22 protein-coding genes are annotated in these 22,556 nt (G+C 52.5%); 12 read left to right on the top strand and 10 right to left on the bottom strand.

Translation table 11 applies throughout. The features are described 5' to 3' along the window. Positions 1 to 3: 3 nt before the first annotated feature. From ACN0XZ_RS13100 to ACN0XZ_RS13125, 6 genes are read left to right on the top strand one after another with little or no spacing between them, the layout of a single operon-like run. Positions 4 to 1,050, top strand: a complete 1,047-nt coding sequence (locus ACN0XZ_RS13100; protein ID WP_417458224.1) for a DUF1611 domain-containing protein — start codon at positions 4 to 6, stop codon at positions 1,048 to 1,050. Between the two features lies 1 nt (position 1,051). Next, positions 1,052 to 2,029 carry a dipeptide epimerase gene (locus tag ACN0XZ_RS13105; protein ID WP_417458225.1) on the top strand — a complete coding sequence of 326 codons (978 nt, stop codon included), beginning with the start codon at positions 1,052 to 1,054 and terminating at the stop codon, positions 2,027 to 2,029. A gap of 54 nt (positions 2,030 to 2,083) precedes the next feature. Further along, positions 2,084 to 4,006 carry a serine hydrolase domain-containing protein gene (locus ACN0XZ_RS13110; protein WP_417458226.1) on the top strand — a complete coding sequence of 641 codons (1,923 nt, stop codon included), beginning with the start codon at positions 2,084 to 2,086 and terminating at the stop codon, positions 4,004 to 4,006. A 22-nt stretch (positions 4,007 to 4,028) separates the two neighbouring features. After that, complete coding sequence (locus tag ACN0XZ_RS13115) at positions 4,029 to 5,189, top strand: dipeptidase (protein ID WP_417458227.1); 1,161 nt, start codon at positions 4,029 to 4,031, stop codon at positions 5,187 to 5,189. Between the two features lie 54 nt (positions 5,190 to 5,243). Further along, entirely contained in the window at positions 5,244 to 6,770 is a 1,527-nt protein-coding gene (locus tag ACN0XZ_RS13120) for an alpha/beta hydrolase family protein (RefSeq protein ID WP_417458228.1), read from the top strand. 58 nt (positions 6,771 to 6,828) lie between these two features. After that, positions 6,829 to 8,703 (top strand): serine hydrolase domain-containing protein, encoded by a 1,875-nt coding sequence (locus ACN0XZ_RS13125; protein WP_417458229.1) that lies wholly within the window; start codon positions 6,829 to 6,831, stop codon positions 8,701 to 8,703. 55 nt (positions 8,704 to 8,758) lie between these two features. Here ACN0XZ_RS13125 and ACN0XZ_RS13130 read toward each other — a convergent pair whose 3' ends face one another. The 3 genes from ACN0XZ_RS13130 to ACN0XZ_RS13140 all read right to left on the bottom strand — a co-directional run bounded on the left by ACN0XZ_RS13130 (position 8,759) and on the right by ACN0XZ_RS13140 (position 10,968). Next, entirely contained in the window at positions 8,759 to 9,427 is a 669-nt protein-coding gene (locus ACN0XZ_RS13130) for a hypothetical protein (protein WP_417458230.1), read from the bottom strand. A gap of 80 nt (positions 9,428 to 9,507) precedes the next feature. Next, complete coding sequence (locus tag ACN0XZ_RS13135) at positions 9,508 to 9,864, bottom strand: hypothetical protein (protein ID WP_417458231.1); 357 nt, start codon at positions 9,862 to 9,864, stop codon at positions 9,508 to 9,510. Positions 9,865 to 10,086: 222 nt separating this feature from the next. Then, a complete protein-coding gene (locus ACN0XZ_RS13140) occupies positions 10,087 to 10,968 on the bottom strand; it encodes an EamA family transporter (protein ID WP_417458232.1) in 882 nt (293 codons plus the stop codon). A 49-nt stretch (positions 10,969 to 11,017) separates the two neighbouring features. Here ACN0XZ_RS13140 and ACN0XZ_RS13145 point away from each other — a divergent pair, with 49 nt between their 5' ends. Beyond that, positions 11,018 to 11,569: a CGNR zinc finger domain-containing protein gene (locus tag ACN0XZ_RS13145; RefSeq protein ID WP_417458233.1), complete on the top strand. Its 552-nt coding sequence runs from the start codon at positions 11,018 to 11,020 to the stop codon at positions 11,567 to 11,569. An 11-nt stretch (positions 11,570 to 11,580) separates the two neighbouring features. On the opposite strand, the gene ACN0XZ_RS13150 is transcribed toward ACN0XZ_RS13145, so the two are convergent. Continuing rightward, the gene (locus tag ACN0XZ_RS13150; RefSeq protein WP_417458234.1) at positions 11,581 to 11,907 is read right to left on the bottom strand and encodes an ArsR/SmtB family transcription factor; all 327 of its coding nucleotides are present in this window, start codon (positions 11,905 to 11,907) and stop codon (positions 11,581 to 11,583) included. Positions 11,908 to 12,028: 121 nt separating this feature from the next. Here ACN0XZ_RS13150 and ACN0XZ_RS13155 point away from each other — a divergent pair, with 121 nt between their 5' ends. Further along, positions 12,029 to 12,481 (top strand): DUF1440 domain-containing protein, encoded by a 453-nt coding sequence (locus ACN0XZ_RS13155; protein ID WP_417458235.1) that lies wholly within the window; start codon positions 12,029 to 12,031, stop codon positions 12,479 to 12,481. An 18-nt stretch (positions 12,482 to 12,499) separates the two neighbouring features. Here ACN0XZ_RS13155 and ACN0XZ_RS13160 read toward each other — a convergent pair whose 3' ends face one another. From ACN0XZ_RS13160 to ACN0XZ_RS13180, 5 genes are all read right to left on the bottom strand, one after another. Continuing rightward, the gene (locus ACN0XZ_RS13160; RefSeq protein WP_417458236.1) at positions 12,500 to 12,955 is read right to left on the bottom strand and encodes an SRPBCC family protein; all 456 of its coding nucleotides are present in this window, start codon (positions 12,953 to 12,955) and stop codon (positions 12,500 to 12,502) included. Between the two features lie 37 nt (positions 12,956 to 12,992). Then, complete coding sequence (gene bla, locus ACN0XZ_RS13165) at positions 12,993 to 13,688, bottom strand: subclass B1 metallo-beta-lactamase (protein ID WP_417458237.1); 696 nt, start codon at positions 13,686 to 13,688, stop codon at positions 12,993 to 12,995. An 86-nt stretch (positions 13,689 to 13,774) separates the two neighbouring features. Continuing rightward, entirely contained in the window at positions 13,775 to 14,128 is a 354-nt protein-coding gene (locus ACN0XZ_RS13170; protein WP_417458238.1) for a GFA family protein, read from the bottom strand. A 214-nt stretch (positions 14,129 to 14,342) separates the two neighbouring features. Then, a complete protein-coding gene (locus ACN0XZ_RS13175) occupies positions 14,343 to 14,816 on the bottom strand; it encodes a MarR family winged helix-turn-helix transcriptional regulator (RefSeq protein WP_417458239.1) in 474 nt (157 codons plus the stop codon). 64 nt (positions 14,817 to 14,880) lie between these two features. Beyond that, positions 14,881 to 16,119, bottom strand: coding sequence for a Zn-dependent hydrolase (locus ACN0XZ_RS13180; protein WP_417458240.1), 1,239 nt, complete (start codon positions 16,117 to 16,119; stop codon positions 14,881 to 14,883). A gap of 197 nt (positions 16,120 to 16,316) precedes the next feature. Here ACN0XZ_RS13180 and ACN0XZ_RS13185 point away from each other — a divergent pair, with 197 nt between their 5' ends. From ACN0XZ_RS13185 to asnB, 4 genes are all read left to right on the top strand, one after another. Then, entirely contained in the window at positions 16,317 to 16,733 is a 417-nt protein-coding gene (locus ACN0XZ_RS13185) for a hypothetical protein (protein ID WP_417458241.1), read from the top strand. 3 nt (positions 16,734 to 16,736) lie between these two features. Continuing rightward, complete coding sequence (locus tag ACN0XZ_RS13190; protein ID WP_417458242.1) at positions 16,737 to 18,182, top strand: sodium:solute symporter family protein; 1,446 nt, start codon at positions 16,737 to 16,739, stop codon at positions 18,180 to 18,182. Positions 18,183 to 18,291: 109 nt separating this feature from the next. Continuing rightward, positions 18,292 to 19,383, top strand: coding sequence for an aspartate/ornithine carbamoyltransferase family protein (locus ACN0XZ_RS13195; RefSeq protein WP_417458243.1), 1,092 nt, complete (start codon positions 18,292 to 18,294; stop codon positions 19,381 to 19,383). Positions 19,384 to 19,438: 55 nt separating this feature from the next. Beyond that, positions 19,439 to 21,475, top strand: a complete 2,037-nt coding sequence (gene asnB / locus ACN0XZ_RS13200; RefSeq protein WP_417458244.1) for an asparagine synthase (glutamine-hydrolyzing) — start codon at positions 19,439 to 19,441, stop codon at positions 21,473 to 21,475. A 148-nt stretch (positions 21,476 to 21,623) separates the two neighbouring features. Here asnB and ACN0XZ_RS13205 read toward each other — a convergent pair whose 3' ends face one another. Then, positions 21,624 to 22,520: a hypothetical protein gene (locus ACN0XZ_RS13205; protein WP_417458245.1), complete on the bottom strand. Its 897-nt coding sequence runs from the start codon at positions 22,518 to 22,520 to the stop codon at positions 21,624 to 21,626. Between the last annotated feature and the right edge of the window lie 36 nt (positions 22,521 to 22,556).

Raw genomic sequence — 22,556 nt, forward strand, 5'->3', positions numbered from 1 at the left:
TGTATGAAGACGATTGAGTTGAGAGCGCCCTATCTCATATTTTTGGGAAGCGAAACCAGAATAACCTACGCCAAAACCGGCGCAGGTCTTGTTGAGTGGCGGCGTGAGCTCTGTAAAGGGCAGATCAGCCTTCCTGGTGGCACAATTGATCTTGGCTTGCCAAGGTTAAGCATCAAAGATGCTGTTGAAGCGGGAATTCAGTCCTTGGTAATCGGTACTGCGTCAGTCGGTGGCGGTATTCCTGACGACTGGTTGGAGCTTCTGGAAGAAGCGGCGCTTGCGGGCCTTGATATTGTTGCAGGTGTTCATTACCGCCTAAATGGTATCGACCGTTTGTGCCGGGCTGCGGAAAAATCTGGCTCACGCCTTGTAGATGTCCGGGTTCCTCCAGCAACGCTCCCTGTTGGTACAGGCCGTAAACGTGGCGGCAAGCGTCTGCTTATGGTTGGAACCGACTGCGCTGTTGGAAAAAAATACACTGCCCTACAAATGGAAAAGGACATGAAACGCCTTGGTATGAACGCTGATTTCCGAGCGTCCGGCCAGACGGGTATCATGATCGCAGGCCAGGGTATTCCGATCGATTCAGTTGTGTCTGATTTTGTGTCTGGTGCAGCGGAGCTTCTTTCGCCTGACAATACCGACGACCACTGGGATGTGGTTGAAGGTCAGGGCGGTATTTTCCACCCTGGATACTCAGCCGTCAGCATGGGCCTTCTCGTTGGCTCACAGCCTGATGCTTTTGTGGTGTGCCATGAAGCAGGCCGGACCCACATTGAAGGCTGGGATGATTTTAAACTGCCAAGCATTGAGGAAGTGATCGAGCGCACTATTGCAATCGGTTCGCTGACGAATCCCGAGATCGAATGCGTTGGCGTTAGTGTGAACACGTCCTGCCTCAAGGCAGGCGAGCGCGAAGCCTATCTGGCCGAACTTACGACCCGACTAGGCCTCCCTTGTGTCGACCCCCTCCAGGAAGGCACGGATAGCATTATTGCCCGTTTGAATGCTGTCATGGCTTCGCGCGCCCAAAAACTGAAGAGTGCCTAACATGAAGATGAGTTTTGAGAAGGTATCCTTTCCCTTAAAGGCCCCATTTGTCATTACCGGCTATACTTTCAATACCACCGATACGGTGCGTGTAACCCTTGAGGCGGACGGTGTTAAGGGCCACGGCGAAGGGGTTGGCGTTTATTATTTGAATGACACCGCAGATGTGATGATGGAGCAGTTGGCAGAAATCGCACCGCGCGTTGAGGCGGGACTGTCCTACGATAGTATTCAAAGCATGTTGCCGCCCGGAGGTGCCCGCAACGCCCTTGATTGTGCGTTTTGGGATCTGGAGGCCAAGCGCACAAACACGAGTGTTTGGGAACATCTCAACATGACTCCCAAGAGCCTTAAAACCGTGTGTACCATCGGAATTGGCAGTGCGGAGGCCATGGCGGATGCGGCACGCGGGTTCGCGAAGTATCCTAACCTCAAGATCAAGCTGGATGCAGACAACCCTGTGGGTAAGCTTGAGGCAATCAGGGCTGAGCGGCCAGATGCGACGCTCATCATTGATGTGAACCAGGGTTGGACATTTGACGAGCTTAAAGAGTATGCGCCCGCCTGCGCTAAGCTTGATATTGCGATGATCGAGCAACCGCTCAAGCGCGGTGCAGACGATGAACTGATAGGGTTTACCTCACCTGTGCCCCTTGGGGCGGATGAAAGCTGCCTTGATGCGCATGAGTATGAGCAGGCGGCGAGCAGGTATGACGTTATCAATATCAAGCTCGATAAATGCGGGGGGCTTACGGCAGGCCTGTTGCTTGCCAATCTTGCCCTTCGCGACGGCAAAGCTCTGATGGTTGGGAACATGACTGGGTCATCACTATCGATGGCGCCAGCGTATGTCATTGGTCAGTTTTGCCATTTCGTGGACATTGATGGCCCGCTTCTGCTGGCGGGTGATGTGGAAAATAACCTGTTTTACGGCGCAGGTGGGGTGGTCGAAGTGCCAAACCGAGCGCTCTGGGGATAGCAGAAAACCGTGGGAAGAAGCTTCGGCTTCAATGAAAAACTGGGAGTGAGGAAAATGATACGGAAATTGGTGGCGTTGTTTGCAGCGCTTATGATGGGGGTCTATCTTCCTGCATCAGCGCAGGAAGATACCCAAACGCCCGACGTCGAAACTGAAGCTTCGGCTCAAGTACTGGCTTATGAGGGCTTGGAAAGCTTTATTGACGGTATGGTTGAGAGCCACCGTAAAACGCTTGATATTTCAGGTGTTACGGTATCGGTCGTCAAAGATGGTGAGCTTATCTTCGCCAAGGGGTATGGCATGCAGGATATCGATAAAGGTATCCCTGTCGACCCTGAGACGTCACTTTTCCGTATCGGTTCAACCTCAAAATTGTTTACTTGGACGTCCGTGATGCAGCAGGTGGAGCGTGGTAACATCGACCTTGATGCCGATGTAAACACCTATCTCAAAACCTTCCAGATTCCTGACACTTATGATGATCCCATCACCATGCGGCATATCCTTACCCACACTGCGGGCTTTGAGGAGGGAGCGCTCGGTTACCTGATCAATTATGACATCAATAACATCACTCAACTCAGGGAAGCGATGTCGACATATATCCCTGCGCGCATAAACCCACCGGGCAAATATTCGTCCTACTCCAACTACGCGACAGCACTCGCAGGACTGATTGTGGCTAACGTTTCGGGGGTGCCATTCAACGAATATGTTGAGAAGAATATCTATGAGCCCTTGGGCATGACACAGTCTACCTTTGTCGAACCTCTTCCAGCGCGTCTCGCTGGCGGGCAGACCATGGGGTATCTCAATGAAGCAGGCAAACCGGTTGCACAGCCCTATGAGTTGATCACCGGGTTTGGTCCTGCGGGGGCCATGGCATCCTCGGCCACGGATATGGCAAAATTCATGCTCGCGCACCTGAATGCAGGTGAGCTTGATGGCAATCGTATCCTCAAAGAGGAGACAGCGGCACAGATGCATTCGGTGCTGTTTCAGGGCGATAAGCGCCTTGGTGGTATGGCGCACGGTTTTTACGAAGAGTATGTGAACGGACACAGGCTGATCGGCCATGGCGGTGATACTTTCCAGTTCCATACCAACATGCTGATCGATGAGGCGGAGGAACTGGGCATTTTCATCTCCTATGCCACACCGTCTGATACCAAGGGTCGTGATACGTTTGTGGAGACTTTCTACGACCACTACTACCCGGTTGAACTTGAGGTAATTACACCTCCTGCAGACTTTGATGAACGGGCCGCTAAATATGCGGGTACCTACAAATTCTGGCGTCACAACCAGAGCACTCTTGAAAAGGCCATGGGCATCATTTCTGGTGGGTTGGAAGTTGCTCCGTCAGGGGAAGGTACGCTCATCTTCGCGGGCTTTGGCGAGCCGCGTCGCTACGTGGAAATTGGTGAAAATCTGTTCCGCCAAGTCGATGGCCCACACAAGATAGCTTTCGGCGAGAATGAAAACGGCGAAATCATGGACCTTTATATTGAGGGGCTGCCCTTCATGGACTCAAGCCGGGCCCCGGCCTTTGAAGGCGGCCTCTTCAAGATGCTGCTGCCGCTTGTGAGTTTCCTGTTGTTTGTGACCGTATTTGTTGGCTGGTGCTACCGTCGCAAGGAATACAAGCTGATGGAGGCGCGGGAGAGAACCGCTATTCGTCTCTCCATGGGTATGGCGGGCGCGAACTTGTTGTTCGTTATTTTCCTCGGGCTCATTGTCTCGGTCTACAAAATGGAGCTCTATCAAAATATTCCGTTCATCTTTGACCTAAACCTTGTGTTGCCAATTGTTTCAAGCCTGCTGACCATCGGCGTGGTTTACCACGCGGTAAAGGCATGGCGTGAGGGGTATTGGCGCAAAGGTCGGCGCGTGCACTATACGCTCGTTGCGCTCGCGGGTGCCTATATGACGGTGTTCTACTACTATTGGAACATCCTCGGCTTCCAGCACTACTAGGACCAGGAAAGGATAGAGAACAATGACACAGTCAAAGTTTAATCGTCGTTCTTTCCTGCGCGGTGCTGCGGCAACAGCCATTGCAATGCCTATGGTAAACTTCGGCTCTTTCAAGGTGTTTGCGAGCGACGCCGCGTACAGCACCAAAGTGCTTGATGTGGTGAACTCGGTGCAGGTGTTCGACATGTTGTCGATCCTCTCGCCTTTCAAGCACATGATGACGGCGGCCTTCAGCAAGAACCCGAAGCTGTCTGACGGTTTGGCTGTCAGCCGGGAAGAACTCGATCTGTTATTGGCGTCAGGGGTGGATGTATTCCACCCCGCAGTGGGCCTTGGGGCGGATGATGCTGCCCCCTTTATCGCGCGGCTCAACGCTTATGCAGCGGAGTACCCAGAGCATCTGCAGCGCATTGACAGCATCGCTGACCTAGGCACGCTGAAAAAGGGTGAACGTATAGGTTATATTCTCGGTATCCAGAATTCAGACCATTTCCGTTCAGTCGACGATGTGAACCAGTTCTACTATATGGGCCAGCGCATTAGTCAACTGACCTATAATAGCCAAAACCTTATCGGCTCGGGCTCTACGGACCGGGTGGACGGTGGTATCAGCGATTTTGGTGCGGCCGTTGTGGGGCGCATGAACGAACTTGGTATGGCTGTTGATGTCTCGCACTGTGGCGACAAAACAACCCTTGATGCATTCGAGCTTTCCACAAAGCCGGTTCTCATTACCCACTCGAACGTGCGGGCACTGGCGGAAGGTCATGTGCGTTGCAAATCGGATGAGGCGATTAGGGCCATGGGCAAGGCTGGCAGTGTGATGGGGATCACTGGTGTAAGAAACTTCCTCTCTGCCAAGGAACCCACCACTATCGAGACCCTCATTGATCACATCGACTATGTGGCCAAGCTTGTGGGGATAGAGCATGTAGGCGTCGGCTCCGACATGGACATGAACGGCTATGACGATATCCCTGAACCTGCCTATAGCGCGCTTAAGGGGCAGTATAAAGCCAGCTACGGCTTCCGGGGCAAGATTGATGCAGACGGCTTTGACCATCCGAAACGCATCTTTGACCTCACAGACCGCATGCTCGCGCGAGGCTACTCAGAAGATCATATCCGCCTTGTGCTTGGCGACAACTTCAAACGCGTGCTGGGCGATATTTGGACCGCATAATACGAACGTGCTGGGGGCGACATGACAGGACCATTTGAGATTATTGTCTTTGGCGTGCTTTTTGTCGCCCTTGTCCTCAGCTTTTTGCCGAAAGCGCGGTTTGCTCGAGCCGCCTTTCTGGCGTCGGGCATAGCCTTTGCCGGTTTTGTAGCAATTTCTACGTTTGGTACGCCACGCGGGCCGTTGGTGCCTGGAGCTATCCTGGCACTCATCTTGCCCTTCGTGACTTTCGCCCGGCTTGAGTACCCAAAACCGGGGAACTGGCGACGTGGTACGGTCTTTGGCATTTATATCGTGCTATCATCGCTTCTTGCTGTGATTTCGGTTGTTATGCCGCTCGGTTTCCCGGTCTTCAATCCGCCAGCACCCTCGGGAGCGTATGGGGTTGGTTACATGCGGGCTGTCATCGTAGATGATGCACGCGCTGAGGCCGCGACTGATGATGCGGACCGCCGTGAGTTGGTTGTGCAGGTATGGTATCCGGGAAAGGTGCCAATTGACGCAGACCCGCTGCCTTTCATTCCTGACCCTGAACAGGCAGCCCACCTGATGGGAGATAATTTGGGCTTACCCTTAGAGTTTTTCGACTATCTGGAAGACATCAAGGGGCATAGTTTTTCAGGGGTGAATATCGTCAGCTCAGGGGGTACTCTTCCCACGCTGGTGTTCAGTCATGGTTTTGGTTCCATCGGTGCGCAAAATGTTCTCTTGATGGAACACCTTGCCAGCAACGGATATGTGGTTTTCTCCATTGAACACCCTTATCAGGCCGCTTGGGTGCGCTTAGGCGACGGTCGCGAGGTCAGCTTTGATCCCACCAAGCAGTTTCGTGCGCGTCCAGATACGCCGGAAGAAACCCAGGCACTCATCGACACAATAGTCCGTATGGCGGATGCTGAAGATTATGAAGCATACTTGAAGGAAGTATCCGCCCTTATGACTAACCAGCCGGGGTTCATTACCGGTCTTCAAGTGTGGGTCGAGGACACCGAGTTTTTGTTCGATCAATTGCAGGCTGAGGCGATTCCTGAGTTCTCCGATCTCTACAGCAAAATTAGAACCGATCGGTTTGGTGTTTTTGGTATGTCCTATGGTGGGGCAGCAGCCGGGATGGTGTGCCTGAATGACAGTCGTTGTCAGGCAGGCATCAATATGGACGGCCTGCAGTTTGGGGAACACAATATGGAGTTTCCTATAAGTCGACCGTTCATGATCATGAATTCGGATCAGAGTTTGTTCAAAGAAACCGCGAGCCGTGGTGGGCCAGTTCGGTTCAAAACCAATGAGTTTGTATACCTGCAGGCAACCGGGCCGATTTACAGCCTTACCGTTGGTGACGCGCAGCACATGAACTACAGCGATTTCGCGTATCTGATGCCGATAGCGGCTCAATTCGACATGTTTGGGCCGGTGTCGCCTGATACCATGAACCGCATCATGAATACTTATGTGCTTGGCTTCTTTGATAAATACATAAAAGGGCATGCCGGTTCAGCGTTTGGACACGCTGCTCCGCGAGATCCAGACATATTGGAATTCATTCACCGGAATGTGGATGAGGGGAAAATTGTCAGCGAGTGACAACTGAAGGAGGGACAGAAGAATGTTGGTTAAAAGGGGACAATGGAGTTTGAAAAGGATGGCGGCAACGCTTGGCCTTTCCATGCTCTTTGGGTTTGGGAGTGCCTTCGCAGGCGCGCCTGACCTGAATGATGCGGACGAGGTGGAAGCCTTTGTTGATGGTGTCGTAAAACCGTTGATGCAGAAGGAACATAGCCCGTCCGGGATTGTCGCGGTCATGAAGGATGACAAGATCATCTTTCAGAAAGGTTACGGCTATATTGATGTTGAAAAGCGTATTCCTGTGGACGCTGAAACCAGCATGTTCCGACCGGGCTCTATCTCGAAGCTGTTTACGTGGGTCTCCGTGATGCAGCTTGCCGAACAGGGTAAGCTGGATATCGATGCGGATGTGAATAATTACGTCAGCCAGTTCAAGGTTAAGGACACATTCCCGGGTCAACCCATTACGCTCAGGCATATCCTCACGCATACACCAGGGTTTGAGGATGGGGCACTTGGGTATCTGATCCTTAACGATGCCGGCCGTATTATGCCGCTTGCGGAAGCGCTTGAAAAATACCAGCCCACACGGGTGGTGGCACCGGGCACCCGGGTGTCATACTCCAACTGGGCTACGGCGCTCGCTGGCTTGATCGTCGCCAATGTGTCGGGTGAAGATTTCAACACATATGTTGACAATCATATTTTTAAGCCGCTTGGCATGACCCACTCCACCTTTGCGGAGCCACTTCCGGCTGAGCTCGAGCCTTTCATGGCCAAAGCATATACCTACGGTGCGGGCAAATACAAAGAAACGCCGTACGAGATTATCTCCAACTTTGGCCCGGCGGGGGCTGCTGCTGTGTCTGCGCCTGATATGGCTAAATTTGCGCGTGCGCTGCTGAATGGTGGGGCGTATGACGGTGTTCGCATCCTGAAAGAGGAGACGCTTAACCAAATGCTGAGCGAGGGCTTTGCCCATGACCCGCGTGCGCGTGGTACCGGGCTTGGTTTCCTTAAGCGGGACTTTGGTGGACCTGCATTTGAGAACTTCGGTCACGACGGTGGCACGACTATATTCATTTCACATTTTGGGCTCTCAATCCCAAACGACTTCATGCTGTTTTCAAGCTTCTCGGGCCCGGGTGCTGGGCCGGTGCATCAGGCTTTTGTAGAAAATTTCTATGATGAGTTTTTCCCTCAAGAACTGCCACATGTTGAGCCGCCAGCGGACTTCCAAGAACGCGGGCAGAAATATGCAGGAACCTATATCTCGTCGCGCAATAGCTACAGTAAGGTTGAAAGCATCCTTCGCGGGCTTGGTAGTGTGGCTGTTGCTGTGATGCCCGATAATACTCTGATGATCAACGACACCCGTTATGTGGAGGTTGGAAAGAATGTTTTCCGGCAAGTAGATGATAACGATCAGGTTATCTTTCAGGAAAACGACAGCGGCGAAATCACCGGCTATGTATTTGACGGCATGGGAGTGATGCAGTTTTACCCGGCAGCTTTCTACGAAACCAAGGGATATATCACCACGGTGGTGGTGCTTTCGCTTCTTGTGTTCATTGGCGTAGTTGTGCGGTTATGCCTTCAGTGGGCCCGGTACCGTGGCCTCGAAGGAGCAGCAAAAAAAGCCTACAACGCGACACTTGCGGTTTCGCTTGCGAACATTCTGTTCTTTGTATTCATTGGGCTTACGTTGGCCGGTGGCATGCAGGCGTTGTTTTATAGCATTCCAGGTACACTGAAGTTAGCACTTGTGTTCCCGATCCTTGCTTTGCTCGCCACGCTCTACCACCTCTATACAACGTTTGTGGTGTGGCGTGATGGAGAGTTTGAGGGTGTCTGGCCGCGCATTAGACACACGATTGTGGCTTTCGTTGCGGTGCTGACGGTGAGCTTCTATTACACATGGAATCTGATCGGGTTTAACTACTTCGCCTGATAAATCGCGTGATAGATCGATATTTATGGAGGGGCTGCCTGCTTGGTAGCCCCTTTTATTGTGCGAAGTATTCTGCAGCCTCTGACCCTCCTTCGGAGAGAAATACAAACCACTCGGTGAGTTGTTGTTGTTGAGCATAGCGCCTAGTCTGCTTTTTATTCCAACGATAGGCCATGCCTAGTTGGTCCTTGAGGAGGTCGATATCTTCCTCTGTAAGTTGGTCATAAAGTAATATACCCATATGAACACGCTGGATGAGAAGGAAGGGTTCAAAACGGGCGGTTGCTATGGATAGACGCCAGGCTGTGGCGGCTTCGGGATAGTTTTCTTCGCCAAGTATGATATTTGCTGCCGTAATGCGGGCCCATGCAAAGGTGTTGAGTGGCGCCATCTCGACACTTGTCGTGGATGCCTCAATAGATTTTTCTGCAAACATTTTTCTATCGGCGTCCGTCGTCGCACGTTGTGCTCGCACCAGATAAGATGCACCTAAATCGCTGTAGGCTGCGGGTAGTTCCACAAACCTAAGGGCTTGAAGGCGCGAATCTTCCAAGACATCAAGGTCGTCGTCACTTACATTTTCCCCCCGGGATACCCGCTCATGGATTGGTGTCCCTGGCACCAGCATGAGTTCATGCAAAAAGCGGGGCACCCCAACAATCAGCAGGATAATGCTTGAGACGAGCATGAAGGTGGGCAGAAAATATTGCTTTATCTTTTCCATGATCTTCCTGACACGGGAACTGGCACTCATTGGGGGAATTTAGTTGCAGGGCCATGTAATGGCAATGATGCAATGTGCGTCTAAGGATTTGACGGGGTTTGATTGGCAATTTTTGTCAGAACGCGAATGGTCTCGGGGGCTGAAACTGTGATGCGGAAGCGCGCGTCCGTGTGCCAGAAATCTCCTCGCCTGCCGGTTGGTGGCAAGCATTCTTTATGAAGCCAGAGTGGCAGCGTAGTCGTATAACTATCTTTGATGACGAGTATGGGCCCTTGTTGGGTTTGCTTCAGGTCTGCCGTCCATAACCTCTCGGTGCCAGCGATGGATGCGGTCACGCGGATTTCGTCATCTGGAGCAACGACGGTCTCCACCCGTCCGCGAATGATGTCTATCTGGATTGCCTCGATGCCACTCGCGTCTTTAGTCCAGGACCACACGCTGCTAAGATCATCGTTTGCGTGTGATGCTCGCGAAAACGCATGCGTCGCTATCGATAAAAAGACAGCTGCTAAACCCATGCCTATCAGAGTACAGGAAGTGCGTGTTTTCCGGCTGCCACACGTGTTCATAAAATTCTCCATCCTTGCTTCAACCAAGGTAGGGATGGAGAAGGCTGGTAAAACTCCGCTTCTTGCGTCTGAATTCAATTCACGAAGTTATTACTCCGCAGGTTTGAGTGACACCGGTTTGCGGCCACTTAGCTGGTTGATCGTTAGGCCGCAGATAACCAGCGCGGCAGCAATCAACCTTAGTGGGCCAAACTCTTCCCCCAGCAGAAGGGATGAAAAACTCATGCCAAAAATGGGGACGAGCAGTGAATAGGGAGCCACCTTACCTGCGCCATATATATTGATGAGTTTCCCCCAGACAGCAAAGCCAAAGATGGTGGCCACAAAAGCGATGTATAGTGTGGCACCAATGCCGACCAGCCGAAGATTCTGGAAAGCAGCAACAATGGCATCTCCACCCTCAAACAGGAAGGAGAGCAACATTAGTGGAAGGGGCGGGACCAGGCTTACCCAAACCATCAAGCTCAGCATGTCAGCGGGCCCGGCTTTTTTCATGATCAGGTTTGAGCAGGCCCAGGCCAGCGCCGAGGCGATCGCTAAGCTGAGCCCAAGGGCGGACAGGTCACCACCAACGGTGGAAGCTACAAGGGCTATGCCCGAGAAAGCAACGAACATGCCCGCAAGTTGCCCACCACTTGGCCGTTCACCCAATACCAGACCTGCCAGAATGATGGTGAAGAAGGCTTGGGTTTGTAGAACGAGAGACGCCAGTCCTGCCGACAAGCCCACATCCATGCCGATAAACAATAGTGAAAACTTCACGACCCCTAACATGCCACCAATGCCGAGTATTATTCGCCAGGGAACATCAGGTTTACGGATAAAGAATACGAGCGGAATGGCCGCAAGAGTAAATCTCAGGGCGGAGAATAGGAGCGGCGGGAAGTCGCCAATGCCCACATGGATGACCACAAAATTGAACCCCCATGCGGCGGCAACCAGCGTTGCCAATAAGGTATGACGAAGGTGCATCTTGCGGCTCCCGATTGACTCTGAATGTAACTACTATTAAAGGTTACATATGACAAGAAGAAAGTTCGAAACTTGCAGCGGTGCTCCTTGCCTGGATCTCGTGGATACAGTCGCGAACCGATCTGGCTGCGCGATAGAGTTGCTTGAGGGGCCTGCCGATCTTGATAGGTGGTTTGGGGTCGTGTTTGGAGATTTGGGCCTAGATGTTTTAAGTTCTAGTGCAGACCTGCAGGCAGCGACCGAATTGAGGGAAGCGATATACCGCGGTGCATCGGCACGGTTGAAGGGCGAGGTGCCGGCGGCAGATGACACGGCGATAATCAATCGGTATGCACGGTTGCCTCAGCCCGTTCCTCAGTTGGTTGAGGGCAAAGTCGTCTACACTGCTATATCTGCCGTTCAGTCGTTTTTTTCGTCGTTGGCTGCAGACGCTATCAGATGCCTATCACAAAGTAATATGGCACGCCTGCGAAGCTGTCCTGAGTGTCGGATGATTTTCTTTGATAATTCGCACCCCGGTCGACGTGTCTGGTGCTCAAGTGCCAAAGGGTGTGGCAATCGTGCAAAAGTCAGGCGGCATCGCGCGAGGAAGGCGGAATAGAGGCTTGGTGTTTAGGCCTTTTTATCTAGCAGCATATCAAGCTCAGAAAGACGTGCCGACCAGAGTGAACGTTGTGCATTGATCCATTCTGCGGCTTCGTCTAGCGGGGCGGGGGCGATAGAGAGTATGTGCTCGCGGCCTTGTTTCTGACGTCTTACCAGATTGGCGCGCTCAAGAATTCGAATATGTTTCGATACTGAATTGAGTGATATGTCAAACGGCGCCGCGATCTCCGTCACACGCGCTTCTCCCTCCAGTAACCGCCTGAGAATTGCCCGTCGAGTAGGATCGGCGAGAGCAATCAGGGTCTGATCGAGTGTTGACTCTTTAACAATCATCTATAAATTCACCCATATGGATTAATATATGATGTAAGGCCTTGCTCCACAATACCTAACCCTTGGTTCGTCTCGTGGTGGTCTACGCATCATCATCCATTTATACAGGGAGGAAATGAGAATGCGAATGGTATTGCCGATAGCTGTCGGCTGGTTGATAGCCGGTACACTCGATATAATCTACGCAATTACAGCGCATGGGTTGCGCGGTGTGCCTGCGATCAAAATCTGGCAATCTGTTGCCAGTGGGGTGCAGGGTGCGGAAGCCTACTCTGGTGGCATGGCATCAGCCATCCTTGGTGGTGGATTGCACTATTTTATCATACTGATCATGGCGAGTGTTTATGTTGGGGCTAGCCAGATCTTTCCGATCCTCACATCAAGGCCTGTTGCTTCCGGGCTGGCCTATGGTGTGGTGCTGATGGGGGTGATGAATTATATCGTTGTTCCCTTGTCTGCGGCAGTGCCTGGCAAGGTACCTGAAGGGTGGTATTTTGTGGGAGCGATTTTTGCCCATACTTGTTTGGTCGGGCTCCCCATTGCTTTGGCCGCAGCTAAGCTTACTGACAGATAGGTTAAGTGCGGCGGGGCGTTAGTTAACCAGTTCAGACAGTATGGCAAACTCGGCCCGCCAGCGCATCTCAACGAAGCGAATATAGTCTTCCGCACAGGCCCCCAACTCATGGGTGAGGTTTAGCTCACAGCCCGTCCCATTTTTTTGAATGGTTACCGACACCAGCGTCTTCTTGTGGTCCTTTGCGGATATCCAACTGAAAACCAACTGAGTAGGGCGGTTAACGTCATAATAGGTGCCGTAGTACTCCAGCATCTCGTCTCCACGACGCACGTGGAACCGAAAAGTGCCGCCAGGTCTCCCGTCCAACGAGAGGTTAATCACTTCTTCCTGGCGGATATTGGGGTGAAACATCCAGCGAGCAAGTATGTCAGCGTCAAGCCAGGCATCAAAAACATCCTCGGGGCTTGCGGTGAATGTATGCCTTACATGAGCTCTTGCTGATCGTGATGTCTTTGTATTCGCCAAAGGCATTGTTACTTTCCTGTCTAATCGCACCTTGACGGGCCGGTTAATCGACCATGGAATTCATCAGGAGTGTGTGGGTGTGGGACAAGAGTTCTGTCCCGCCCGGTGTGCCGTGCCCAGGGATGACAACTTGAGCGTTTGAATATTGTTTCATCAGCGTTGAAACCACGATCTGCCAGGATGCCAGGTCTCCGTCTGCGGTATTGCCCATGGTGGTGGCGTCCATTGCTCTTATCGGGCAGCCGCCGAAAAGTATTCGCTCGCCGGCTAGCCATATCATGATGTTGTCAGTAGCATGGGCCGGGCCGGGGTATAGTACCGTCAACTTACCTAGTTCCATCGATGTGCCCGCTGCTGAGATATCGTTCAGGCTTCGGTTAGGCGCGGTACCGCCGTTTTCTGTCACGAGTTGTCGGGTCATGGGGTGGGCGTATACTTCTACGTCCCTGGCTTGAAGTGTTGCCACCCCCGCCACGCGATCGTCATGATGGTGGGTCACAATGGCCTTGGTAACAGCCAAACCTATGGTGCGTTCGATCTTGTCTAACAACACCTTGGTTGGCTCGATGCCCCATGCGGTGTCAATGAGCGTGAGTGTATTGCCTTCCTTCACGATCAACCCGTTAGAAGGATAGCGCAAACCGTTGGAGAATGTATGATAAGAGGTGTGAACCCACACACCTTCCGCGAGCGGCGCGATATCCACTTCACCATCTGATTCACGAGAATTGTTCGCCAACGTTTGTGATGGCAGCAAGTATAGAAAAAGTAGGGAAATAAGAGTTTTAAAATATATGCGCATGCGGGTGTCCGGTTTCGGTTGGGCTATAAGTCTTTGCCGTTCACGTGATTGATCGGAAGCGCGCTCAAGTCAATATCATCAACGCAGCATACGTTAATTGCACGTACTTCGCTGCCGTCGGGCATCTTGCCTTTTGCGAAGCTGTTTACGCCGCAAGTTGAGCAGAAAAGGTGGTGGATGGTCTTGGAGCCGAACTGGTAGTCGGTGAGGTTGTTTTCGCCACTTTCGAGAGCGAATTGATCTGCCGGAACAAAAGTGAGCAGGTGTCCTCGTTTCGCGCACATGGAGCAGTTGCAGGCCATGACATCATTAATTTCCGCGGTGAACTGATACCTTACAGCACCGCAGTGGCAGCCCCCTTTGTAGTTCTTTTGCATGTGTTTTCCCCTCAATGTTGTCTTGTTGGGGCATCATGGCGGCAAAACAGGATCGAGCAAGGGTTAACATCGTATCTCACGATGTCTTGACCAAGTTTTGTGCGTAAAAGCATTTATGGTCTGTTTGTAAATCCTGCGCCATGCCCAGTACCGACGAAACAATTGCGCGTCCCAAGAGGGGCGAAAGTCGGCACAAAAGTGGCAGTCTTTTCAGTCAGGACTTCTCTATTTCGCCGATATCCAGAATAGGGGAGGCGTCGAGGTCTTCCGCGTCCATCATTGTTGAGATGCGTTGAAGTGCGCTCACAAGCATGGTGCGTTCCCATTCCTCCAGTTGCCTGTATTGCCGCAGGAATCCCGCCTGCAAGAGCTCGGGGGCTTCCTCGAGCCGCTTCTGGCCTTCAGTGGTGAGGCAGGCATAGACAATGCGTTTGTCCGTTTCGCTGCGTTCACGGCGTACTAGGTTCGCTTTCTCCAGCCGATCAAGAATGGAGGTGATGGTTGCCTGGCTCAGTGCTACGGTGCGGGCAACGGAGCTTGGGGAGACTTTGCCGTCTCGTCTCAAGGCTTGCATCACCACAAGTTGTGGAGCCGTCAAACCTGACATTTTCACGAGGCGCTTTGACTGGAGATCAATCGCGCGCATGATGCGGCGGATCGAAATCAGGATATCGTCATAGTCGTTCATAGCTTGCTGACCTAGAGATGGCTGGTCAGTTTGCATTAGCGGTAAAACCATGAGGTGGCAATCCTTAAGGCTTGTCGGTCGCGAGCTCGACCACGCAGTCTAATAGCAAATTGGTGCCTTGCTCGATGTCGCCCCAATGGGTGAGCTCGTCCGGGGCGTGGCTTACACCGCCTACGCTGGGCACAAAAATGAGGCCGGTTTTGGTGATGTTGCTGAAGAACTGTACATCGTGACCAGCCCCTGAGGGCATGCGCATATAGCTGTAGCCGCGGTCGATCGTTTTCTGTTCAATCAGGTCAACAACTTCCGTGTCGCAATACTGTGGCTCAAGCCAGCTCATCTGCTCATATTCGAACATCAGGCGGTGCCGCCGTGCGATGGTGGAGAGTACCCTGCGACATGCATTGGCGAGGCCCTTCATAATTTCTGGGTCGAGATCACGGCCAACGATGGTGAAATCGACCTCGCCAGGCACAGTATGAGGAAAGCCGGGTTTGAGCGCTACGTGTCCGATTGTGATGCGTGATTTATCAGTACCTTCTTCGTCAATGATACGCTGAATTTGATGCGCGAAGTCAGCGAGGCCCAAAAAGGCGTCAGAGCGCATATTCATCGGTGCGGTGCCCGCGTGGTCCGCTTTGCCAATCAGTCTTACGATCCATTTGAAGACGCCTGAAATCCCTTCAACAACGCCAATGGATTTTTTCTCCGCTTCAAGGACGGGGCCTTGTTCAACATGAATTTCCAGGAAGGCTTTCAGGCTTTTCGGATCACGTCTGGCATGCAGCACATCGTGGTGGTTCAGTCCGTGTTGAGCCATGGCATCTTTCAGCATAATGCCATTTTCGTCCTTGGCTTTCTCCAGCCAGTCCAGTGTGATGCTGCCTGTGAGAGCCTGTGCGCCGAGCATGCCGCCAAAGCGGCCCTCTTCTTCACTGGTACCAACTATCTCAATTGGGTAATCGAGCTCGATGTCGTTTTCCTTAATGGTGCGAATGCATTCAATGCCAGCAATAACGCCTAAAGTGCCGTCATAGATGCCGCCTGCGGGCACGGAATCAAGATGGGACCCGATCATCACTGCGGGGCGGTCCATCTCACCGTATCGTCCGATGACATTCCCTGCGCCATCCATGCGCGCACTCATGCCTTCTTGCTCGAGTAGGTTGATCAGCCATTTTCGGGCAGCCATGTCTGCGTCCGTGAAGCCTTGGCGATATACACCCTTGTCCTCTTCGTTAAAGCCGAACTTGGAGAGCTCAAAAAGATCGTGTTCGATACGTTTTATTGAAACATTGGCCATGTAGCCTTCCTTTTCTTGGGGCGCCTCGCCGATGGACCATAACGCGAAGATGTAGCGGAGAACAAATAATTTGAATTCAAAATAATATTACAGTAAGTTGCCCATCGGCCAAGGCAGTTATTTGACAATAATACAGGAAAAGGGTCGGGATAATCCGCGCTACAGCCCCATACCATTTAGTTTTAGCCGTAATAATAATGTCATTTTTCGGAGCGCAACTTCCTGCGGTGCTCGCCGATGATCTTGTGCTTGTGGATAATGGTCTATTGGCGGGTTATGCAACAGTGGCATGGCCTGATGCGGATGGAAACTCCTTCGTTCTGGAACAGAAAACAGCGACCGGCTGGCGGGAGCTGTATAGTGGACCTGACCGTGCATCGACGCTGAGTGGTCTTGCTGATGGGACTTATCTATTTCGCCTAAAAGTTGAAGGTGTGCCAGCGCCGGAGCTGCTTGAAATTAAGGTAGAACATCATCCGCTTGTACGGGCGTGGACCTTCTTTGCGATCGGCGCGGTCATGTTTCTGGTCCTCGTGGGCCTGCTGCTCAAGGGGCAGGGAGCCGGATCTGCCCAATCTTTCGACAAGATATCCTCAGACAACGTGGAGCAATGATCCATGATGAACGCTGATGCAGTTCTGCCAGCAGAAATAGCTTGGCTGATAATCGGGCTCTTTTCCTTATTGTGGGTATGGCTGGGCTGGCGTCTTGGCCGTGATAATGACAGCCTTGATGATTACATTCTGGCGGGCCGCAAGGTCGGTATGGGGTTTGCTGTCGCTACAGCGATGGCGACATGGGTCACCAGCAATACGACTATGACAGCGCCGCAACTCGCCTATCAGCTCGGTATCTGGGGCATGGTGGGATATTCACTTGGTGCCGTGGGGCTGTTGCTGTTTGCGCCACTCGCGCGGCGTATCCGCGAGATGATGCCCGAGGGGTATACGAGCGGCGACTTTATCCGCTTACGATATGGCAATCTGGCATGGCGTATATTTCTGCTGATCTCCTTCTTCTACAGCATTGGATGGCTCATAAGCCTCGGAATGGCTGGGGGCCTCCTAATTAACGCACTCGCGGGCATACCTTATGCTTACGGGATGACCGTCATCGTGGTGATCTGCACGCTCTATACAGTCTTCGGTGGTCTCAAGGCTGTTATCGGTACGGACTTTGTGCAGACCATCCTCATTCTTGTTGGTGTTGTAGCGCTTGCGGTACTGGTGATTAACGAGGTTGGGTTTGAGGCTATTCACACTGAATTGAAGGCGGAACGTCCTGAGCTCCTTAATCTGCTGCTACCCGCCTCCATCATGTTTTTGTTTAACAACCTGTTTTTTGGCGTTGGTGAGATATTCCACTCGAACGTCTGGTGGTCGCGGGCCTTTGCGTTTGCACCGGGTGTGGGGTTCCGTGCTTATGCGCTGGCTGGGGTGTTTTGGCTGCCTATCCCGATCGTTGCCGGGCTTATTGCGCTCGCGGCGCCCGCGCTGGGCATCAATGTGCCGTCGCCTGATATGGTGGCACCGTTGGTGGCAGGCAAGCTTTTCGGTCTTGTGGGCGCTATCCTCGTGTTCGTGGTGGTATTTGCGGCACTTGCTTCCAGTCTTGATAGTGTGTTGGCGGCCACGTCAGATCTGATCGTCAAAGATATCTACAAAGGGCATATTCGCCCGCACGCCAGCAATGCGGAACTTAGAAAAGCTGCGGTTGCAATTATCCTTGGGCTTGGTGCCCTCACGTGGGCTTTGAGCTTGCCGAAACTGGCAACACTTGGGTCGCTATTGCATTTCACCGGTGCGTTTGTGGCCAGTACGATCTGGCCGATCACTGTTGGCCTGCTATTCCGGAAGGGGAGCGGTATGCTTGCCAGCCTCGCGATGGTGCTTGGTACTGCTAGTGGTCTATACGCGTATTTTGCCATTGGCTTTTATGTTGCGGCCCTTGTGTCTGCCGCCGTTTCAATGCTCGTGATGCTTTTTGCGCTTATGGGAAAACCTGAATTCGAGTGGGCCCGCCTCGGCGAAGCCCGCAATCCTGCAAATGGAGACAATCCATGATTTCCGTCGAAGGGCTTGAAGCCCTCGTGGTGCCTGCACTCGTGCTTACGTGTGTGGCGCCTGTTGTTCTGATTTATCTTGTTTGGCGTGATGTGAAGGAGAAAACGTTATGGTAGGCGCAGAAAAAGCAATTTTTGACGGTGCAGCCACGTTTGAGCCCGCGCGCCCGGATGTGTATGGCGATGCACACCCAAAAGACCTGTTGCGTGCTATCACGGAAGAGCATGAATTTTTGCAAGCACTCTCCAATAGCCATATTGCGAGCGCAGCGCAGTTTGAGCGGCCGCTTCTGATGCAGCTTTTCCGTCTGGCTGCCAAGTTTGAGGCCAATCCCGAACGGTTTTCTGTTCCGATCAAACCACTTGCAGGCAAGCTGCTCATCAGTGCTTTTTATGAGCCCTCAACCCGCACACGATTGAGTTTTGAGAGTGCGTGGCACCGGCTTGGTGGTGACATCATGTCGATCACAGACCGCTCCACTACAGGTATTGCGAAGGGCGAGAGCCTCTCGGATGTGGCGGAAATGTTCAACAATTACGGTGATTGTGTGGTTTTGCGTGACAGCCGCGAAGAGTCGGTAATGGAGATGATGGATACACTGCGTATCCCCATTATTAACGCAGGAAATGGCACGGATGAGCACCCAACCCAAGCGCTCGCAGACCTCTACACAATCATGAAATGGAAACCTGCCTTGATGGCAGAGGAGCCAACCGAGAAAATCCGCATCGGTATCGTTGGTGTGCCGAGGCGGATGCGTACGGTACGGAGCTTCCTGACATTGCTAGCGCGGTTTGCGCCCATGGTTGAGGAAGTTGTGGTGATCCATGACGGTAGCGACGAAGAACTATACGGCCCAAGCCAGCGGGAAGGGTTGATGCGGGAAGGGCTCAATATCCGCGAAAGCACAGTGCTCAATGACGAACTCCCCGACTTAGACGTTGTTTACATCAACGCAATTGCCTGGGTTGAAGACAGTTTTGAGGTGATGGGCAAAACGCTGAAGCTGGATGCCAGTTCCCCTCTCAAGCCTTCCGCCATTGTGTTACATCCGCTCGCGCGCGGTGAAGAGCTGTGTCGGTCGCTCGATAGTACGCCTCACAACTGGTATTTCGCGCAAGCCCGCGGGGCGGTGTTCATGCGTATGGCGCTTCTGACCTGCATGGTGCAGCGCACTGAAATGGTGATGGACATCGTTTAAAAGGCTGCGGTAGCGCGCCAATCTTCCCCTAATTAAGTAGAAAGCAGAGAGTAATATGTGCGGTATAGCTGGAATTTTCTATCGCGAACGCAATCGTCCCGTTAATCCCCAGTTGTTGGCCAACATGGCTGCAATCCAGCACCACCGAGGCCCGGACGGTTTTGGTGTTGAGGTTGTGGACGGTGAAGGCGTGGGCTTTTCTCACGCGCGCCTTTCGATCATTGATCTCGATGAAGACCGTGCTCGCCAACCCTTCAGAAGCACTGACGGGAAACTCCTGCTCGCGCATAATGGTGAATTTTACGACTATCAGCGTATCCGCACTGACCTGACCAGCAGGGGCGACCGTTTCCGCACAAAAAGTGACAGTGAAATTATCCTGCATTTGATGCCACGGTTTGGCTTGCAGGAGACATTGCGCCGCCTGCGCGGTGAGTTTGCATTTGCACTCTATGACGCTGAGGAAGATGCGCTTCATCTGGTGCGGGACCGGTTCGGTATCAAACCACTTTACTATTATGCCCACGACGAAGGTGTTGTGTTTGGGTCTGAGATCAAGGTCGTGATGGCACACCCTGATGTGCCTCGCCGGTTCAATAACGAAGGCCTTTTGCACCAGTTGATGCAGGTGATGGTGCCCGGCACCACGGCTTATGAGGGCATTAATCAGGTCAAGCCGGGGCACGTCGTGACCTTCCGCAGGCAGGGGCTCGGGTATCAGGTGGAGGATCGTCCCTATTGGGATTTTGAGTTCCCTGAGGCGGAGTTCCATAAAGGCGAGAAGGACGAGGCTGAGAGCATTGAGGCGGTGCGTGAAGGTCTCACAGAAGCCGTGCGTTTGCGTTTGATGGCAGACGTGCCTGTTGGTTGTTATCTCTCTGGTGGGGTTGATAGTTGCTCCATTCTCGGGCTTTCCGCCGCGATGCGGCAGGGGCCAGTGAAAGCCTTCACCATTGGTTTTGCTGACGCGGCCTATGATGAGACACCCATCGCGCAAGAGATGGCAGCAGCAACCGGTGCCGATCAGGATATCCTGCGGCTGGACGGCAACCAGCTCTATGGTCATTTCGAGAAAACCGTCTGGCACGCTGAACGCACGATCTATAACACGCTCGCTGTCGCTAAATATTTGATGAGCCAACATGTGCGCGACGCAGGTTATAAGGTGGTGGTGACAGGGGAGGGCTCAGACGAGTTGTTCGCCGGGTATCCGTCCTTCCGCCGAGATTTGTTCCTGCATGGCCTTGAAGATATGGACGCAGCTGAGCGGCAGCGCTGGGAAGCCATGCTTGGTGAAAGCAACAAGCTTGTAAAAGGTGCGATGTTATCGGCGGAAGAACATGATGATATGTATCTGACTGACCGCATCGGTTTTACGCCAAGCTGTTTGCAGCCGTGGCTATCGTGCGAAGACACTGCGCGCACAATTATGAACCAGGACAGGAGGGCTCTTCTTGAAACCTATAAGCCGGGGCTCGCTATCGCCGAAAAGTTAGACAGGACCAAGCTTGATGGCCGGCACCCGCTTGATAGGGCACAATACGTCTGGTCTAAAACCATGCTTGAGGGGCAGATCCTTACGTGGGGTGGGGACCGGGTAGACATGGCAAACTCGATGGAAGCGCGCCCGGCGTTCCTTGATCACCATCTCGCAGAAATGGCGGTAAAAATACCGCCCTTACACCGAATTAAGGACCGGAAAGAAAAATATGTGCTGAAAGAAGCCATGAAGGGCCTTTTGCCTAAGACGTTATATGAGCGAGAAAAATTTGCCTTCATGGCACCGCCCGCGACGACCAATAAAGACAAATGGTCTTCCATGATGGAGCTTGCCCAAGAATTTTTGGGCGATAAGGCCATCCTTGATAGTGGTCTTCTTGACCGCTTTGGCGTGCAGCAGCTTATTGGCGAAGCTCAAAATGACGATACGCCGCGTGCGCGCAAGGTACAGCTGGATGCCATGATCAACCATATGCTCGGTGTTCAGGTGCTGCATAAAAACTTCATTGCGACTGATATTCCGGCGCTTGCTGCCCAGCGGGCCGAGGATTTAGGTTGGACTGTTAAGCCCGGTGTGAAGACAGCAGTCTAATTACCGAACTCAGTAAAAAGACAGCGGGTATCTTAAGATACCCGCTGCGGCACATGATGTGGCTATCGCGCTTTGATCTGTGAGCTTAGGGAAAGGCGCTATTGACCGGGGTGGTGGTCTAGGGCGCCACTATCATGTACCAAGTTTCCTAACTCGTTTGTTTCGGCTCTTTGTCGCGATACACCTCGAAATCCATCTTCCGGACATCCTCCGTGCGAAGGGCGAGGCCAATGCCAAAGATGATGCATAGCTGCATATAAAAGCTTGCGAGTACCGGGTCGAAGAGTTCGAGAGCGTATTGGTCTGCGGCCTGTGTCGCCATCATGAAAATGCTGACCCCGATGCTTGAAAGAACCAATGCTTTCACGGTTGATTCAATTTGTTTGTTGCGGTCTGCTGCTCCCTTGTAGGGGTCAAGCCTCTTACCGCTAATAAAGAAGGTAATGATGGCCACATAGGCGAGGTTCATGCCTGTGATAAGGCCGATTACAGCAAAGATTTTTACCGGTTCATCCGCGCCAAAATTATTGCCACTCAGGAAAAACGCAAGCCACCCGATAAAGAGCACTACCGCAGTGACCACATATCTTGGCGCGACATAATCGAATAGGTGCCGGGGGTTAAGGTCCGCTTTTCGCGTTTGTGAAACAAAGGTCGTGCGCATGAGTTTATATTGGCGCATCTCAGAGATTGAGATGAGAATAAGTGGTATCGCCTGCAAGAAGAAATAGAGCATAACAAATATCTCATCTCCTCCCTTGGGTGAAGGGCGGTACCCCATAGCCAGCATTGCTACAAGAATGGCGAAGCCAATTAATGCGACGACGGTGTTATAGGCCTTATAGAAGCCGAGCTTGCTTCTTATAACCTCAGGTTTGTTTTGGTCTGACGGGTAAAGTTTCGGGTAGTCGGATGGTGGGTAGTTGTCCAGCACATATAGTATGCGGGCCGCAATCTTGCCGGGGTAGTAAATTGAGATCAGATAGATCTGGCCCAAAAAAACGGTGTAGAAAATCATCAGTGTAGCTGTCATTGACTCGGGCATTTTAATGTCCCTCTTTTAATTGGTTTAATCTGTTTG

This window comes from Kordiimonas sp., assembly GCF_048264555.1.
In the GTDB taxonomy this organism is placed as follows: domain Bacteria; phylum Pseudomonadota; class Alphaproteobacteria; order Sphingomonadales; family Kordiimonadaceae; genus Kordiimonas.

What these genes read in the sequence shown, in the direction of transcription:
- ACN0XZ_RS13100 (WP_417458224.1), top strand. Translation starts at nt 4, where the DNA reads ATGAAGACGATTGAGTTGAGAGCGCCCTATCTCATATTTTTGGGAAGC.
- ACN0XZ_RS13105 (WP_417458225.1), top strand. Translation starts at nt 1,052, where the DNA reads ATGAAGATGAGTTTTGAGAAGGTATCCTTTCCCTTAAAGGCCCCATTT.
- ACN0XZ_RS13110 (WP_417458226.1), top strand. Translation starts at nt 2,084, where the DNA reads ATGATACGGAAATTGGTGGCGTTGTTTGCAGCGCTTATGATGGGGGTC.
- ACN0XZ_RS13115 (WP_417458227.1), top strand. Translation starts at nt 4,029, where the DNA reads ATGACACAGTCAAAGTTTAATCGTCGTTCTTTCCTGCGCGGTGCTGCG.
- ACN0XZ_RS13125 (WP_417458229.1), top strand. Translation starts at nt 6,829, where the DNA reads ATGGCGGCAACGCTTGGCCTTTCCATGCTCTTTGGGTTTGGGAGTGCC.
- ACN0XZ_RS13130 (WP_417458230.1), bottom strand. Translation starts at nt 9,427, where the DNA reads ATGGAAAAGATAAAGCAATATTTTCTGCCCACCTTCATGCTCGTCTCA.
- ACN0XZ_RS13140 (WP_417458232.1), bottom strand. Translation starts at nt 10,968, where the DNA reads ATGCACCTTCGTCATACCTTATTGGCAACGCTGGTTGCCGCCGCATGG.
- ACN0XZ_RS13145 (WP_417458233.1), top strand. Translation starts at nt 11,018, where the DNA reads ATGACAAGAAGAAAGTTCGAAACTTGCAGCGGTGCTCCTTGCCTGGAT.
- ACN0XZ_RS13150 (WP_417458234.1), bottom strand. Translation starts at nt 11,907, where the DNA reads ATGATTGTTAAAGAGTCAACACTCGATCAGACCCTGATTGCTCTCGCC.
- ACN0XZ_RS13155 (WP_417458235.1), top strand. Translation starts at nt 12,029, where the DNA reads ATGCGAATGGTATTGCCGATAGCTGTCGGCTGGTTGATAGCCGGTACA.
- ACN0XZ_RS13160 (WP_417458236.1), bottom strand. Translation starts at nt 12,955, where the DNA reads ATGCCTTTGGCGAATACAAAGACATCACGATCAGCAAGAGCTCATGTA.
- ACN0XZ_RS13170 (WP_417458238.1), bottom strand. Translation starts at nt 14,128, where the DNA reads ATGCAAAAGAACTACAAAGGGGGCTGCCACTGCGGTGCTGTAAGGTAT.
- ACN0XZ_RS13175 (WP_417458239.1), bottom strand. Translation starts at nt 14,816, where the DNA reads ATGAACGACTATGACGATATCCTGATTTCGATCCGCCGCATCATGCGC.
- ACN0XZ_RS13180 (WP_417458240.1), bottom strand. Translation starts at nt 16,119, where the DNA reads ATGGCCAATGTTTCAATAAAACGTATCGAACACGATCTTTTTGAGCTC.
- ACN0XZ_RS13185 (WP_417458241.1), top strand. Translation starts at nt 16,317, where the DNA reads ATGTCATTTTTCGGAGCGCAACTTCCTGCGGTGCTCGCCGATGATCTT.
- ACN0XZ_RS13190 (WP_417458242.1), top strand. Translation starts at nt 16,737, where the DNA reads ATGATGAACGCTGATGCAGTTCTGCCAGCAGAAATAGCTTGGCTGATA.
- ACN0XZ_RS13195 (WP_417458243.1), top strand. Translation starts at nt 18,292, where the DNA reads ATGGTAGGCGCAGAAAAAGCAATTTTTGACGGTGCAGCCACGTTTGAG.
- asnB (WP_417458244.1), top strand. Translation starts at nt 19,439, where the DNA reads ATGTGCGGTATAGCTGGAATTTTCTATCGCGAACGCAATCGTCCCGTT.
- ACN0XZ_RS13205 (WP_417458245.1), bottom strand. Translation starts at nt 22,520, where the DNA reads ATGCCCGAGTCAATGACAGCTACACTGATGATTTTCTACACCGTTTTT.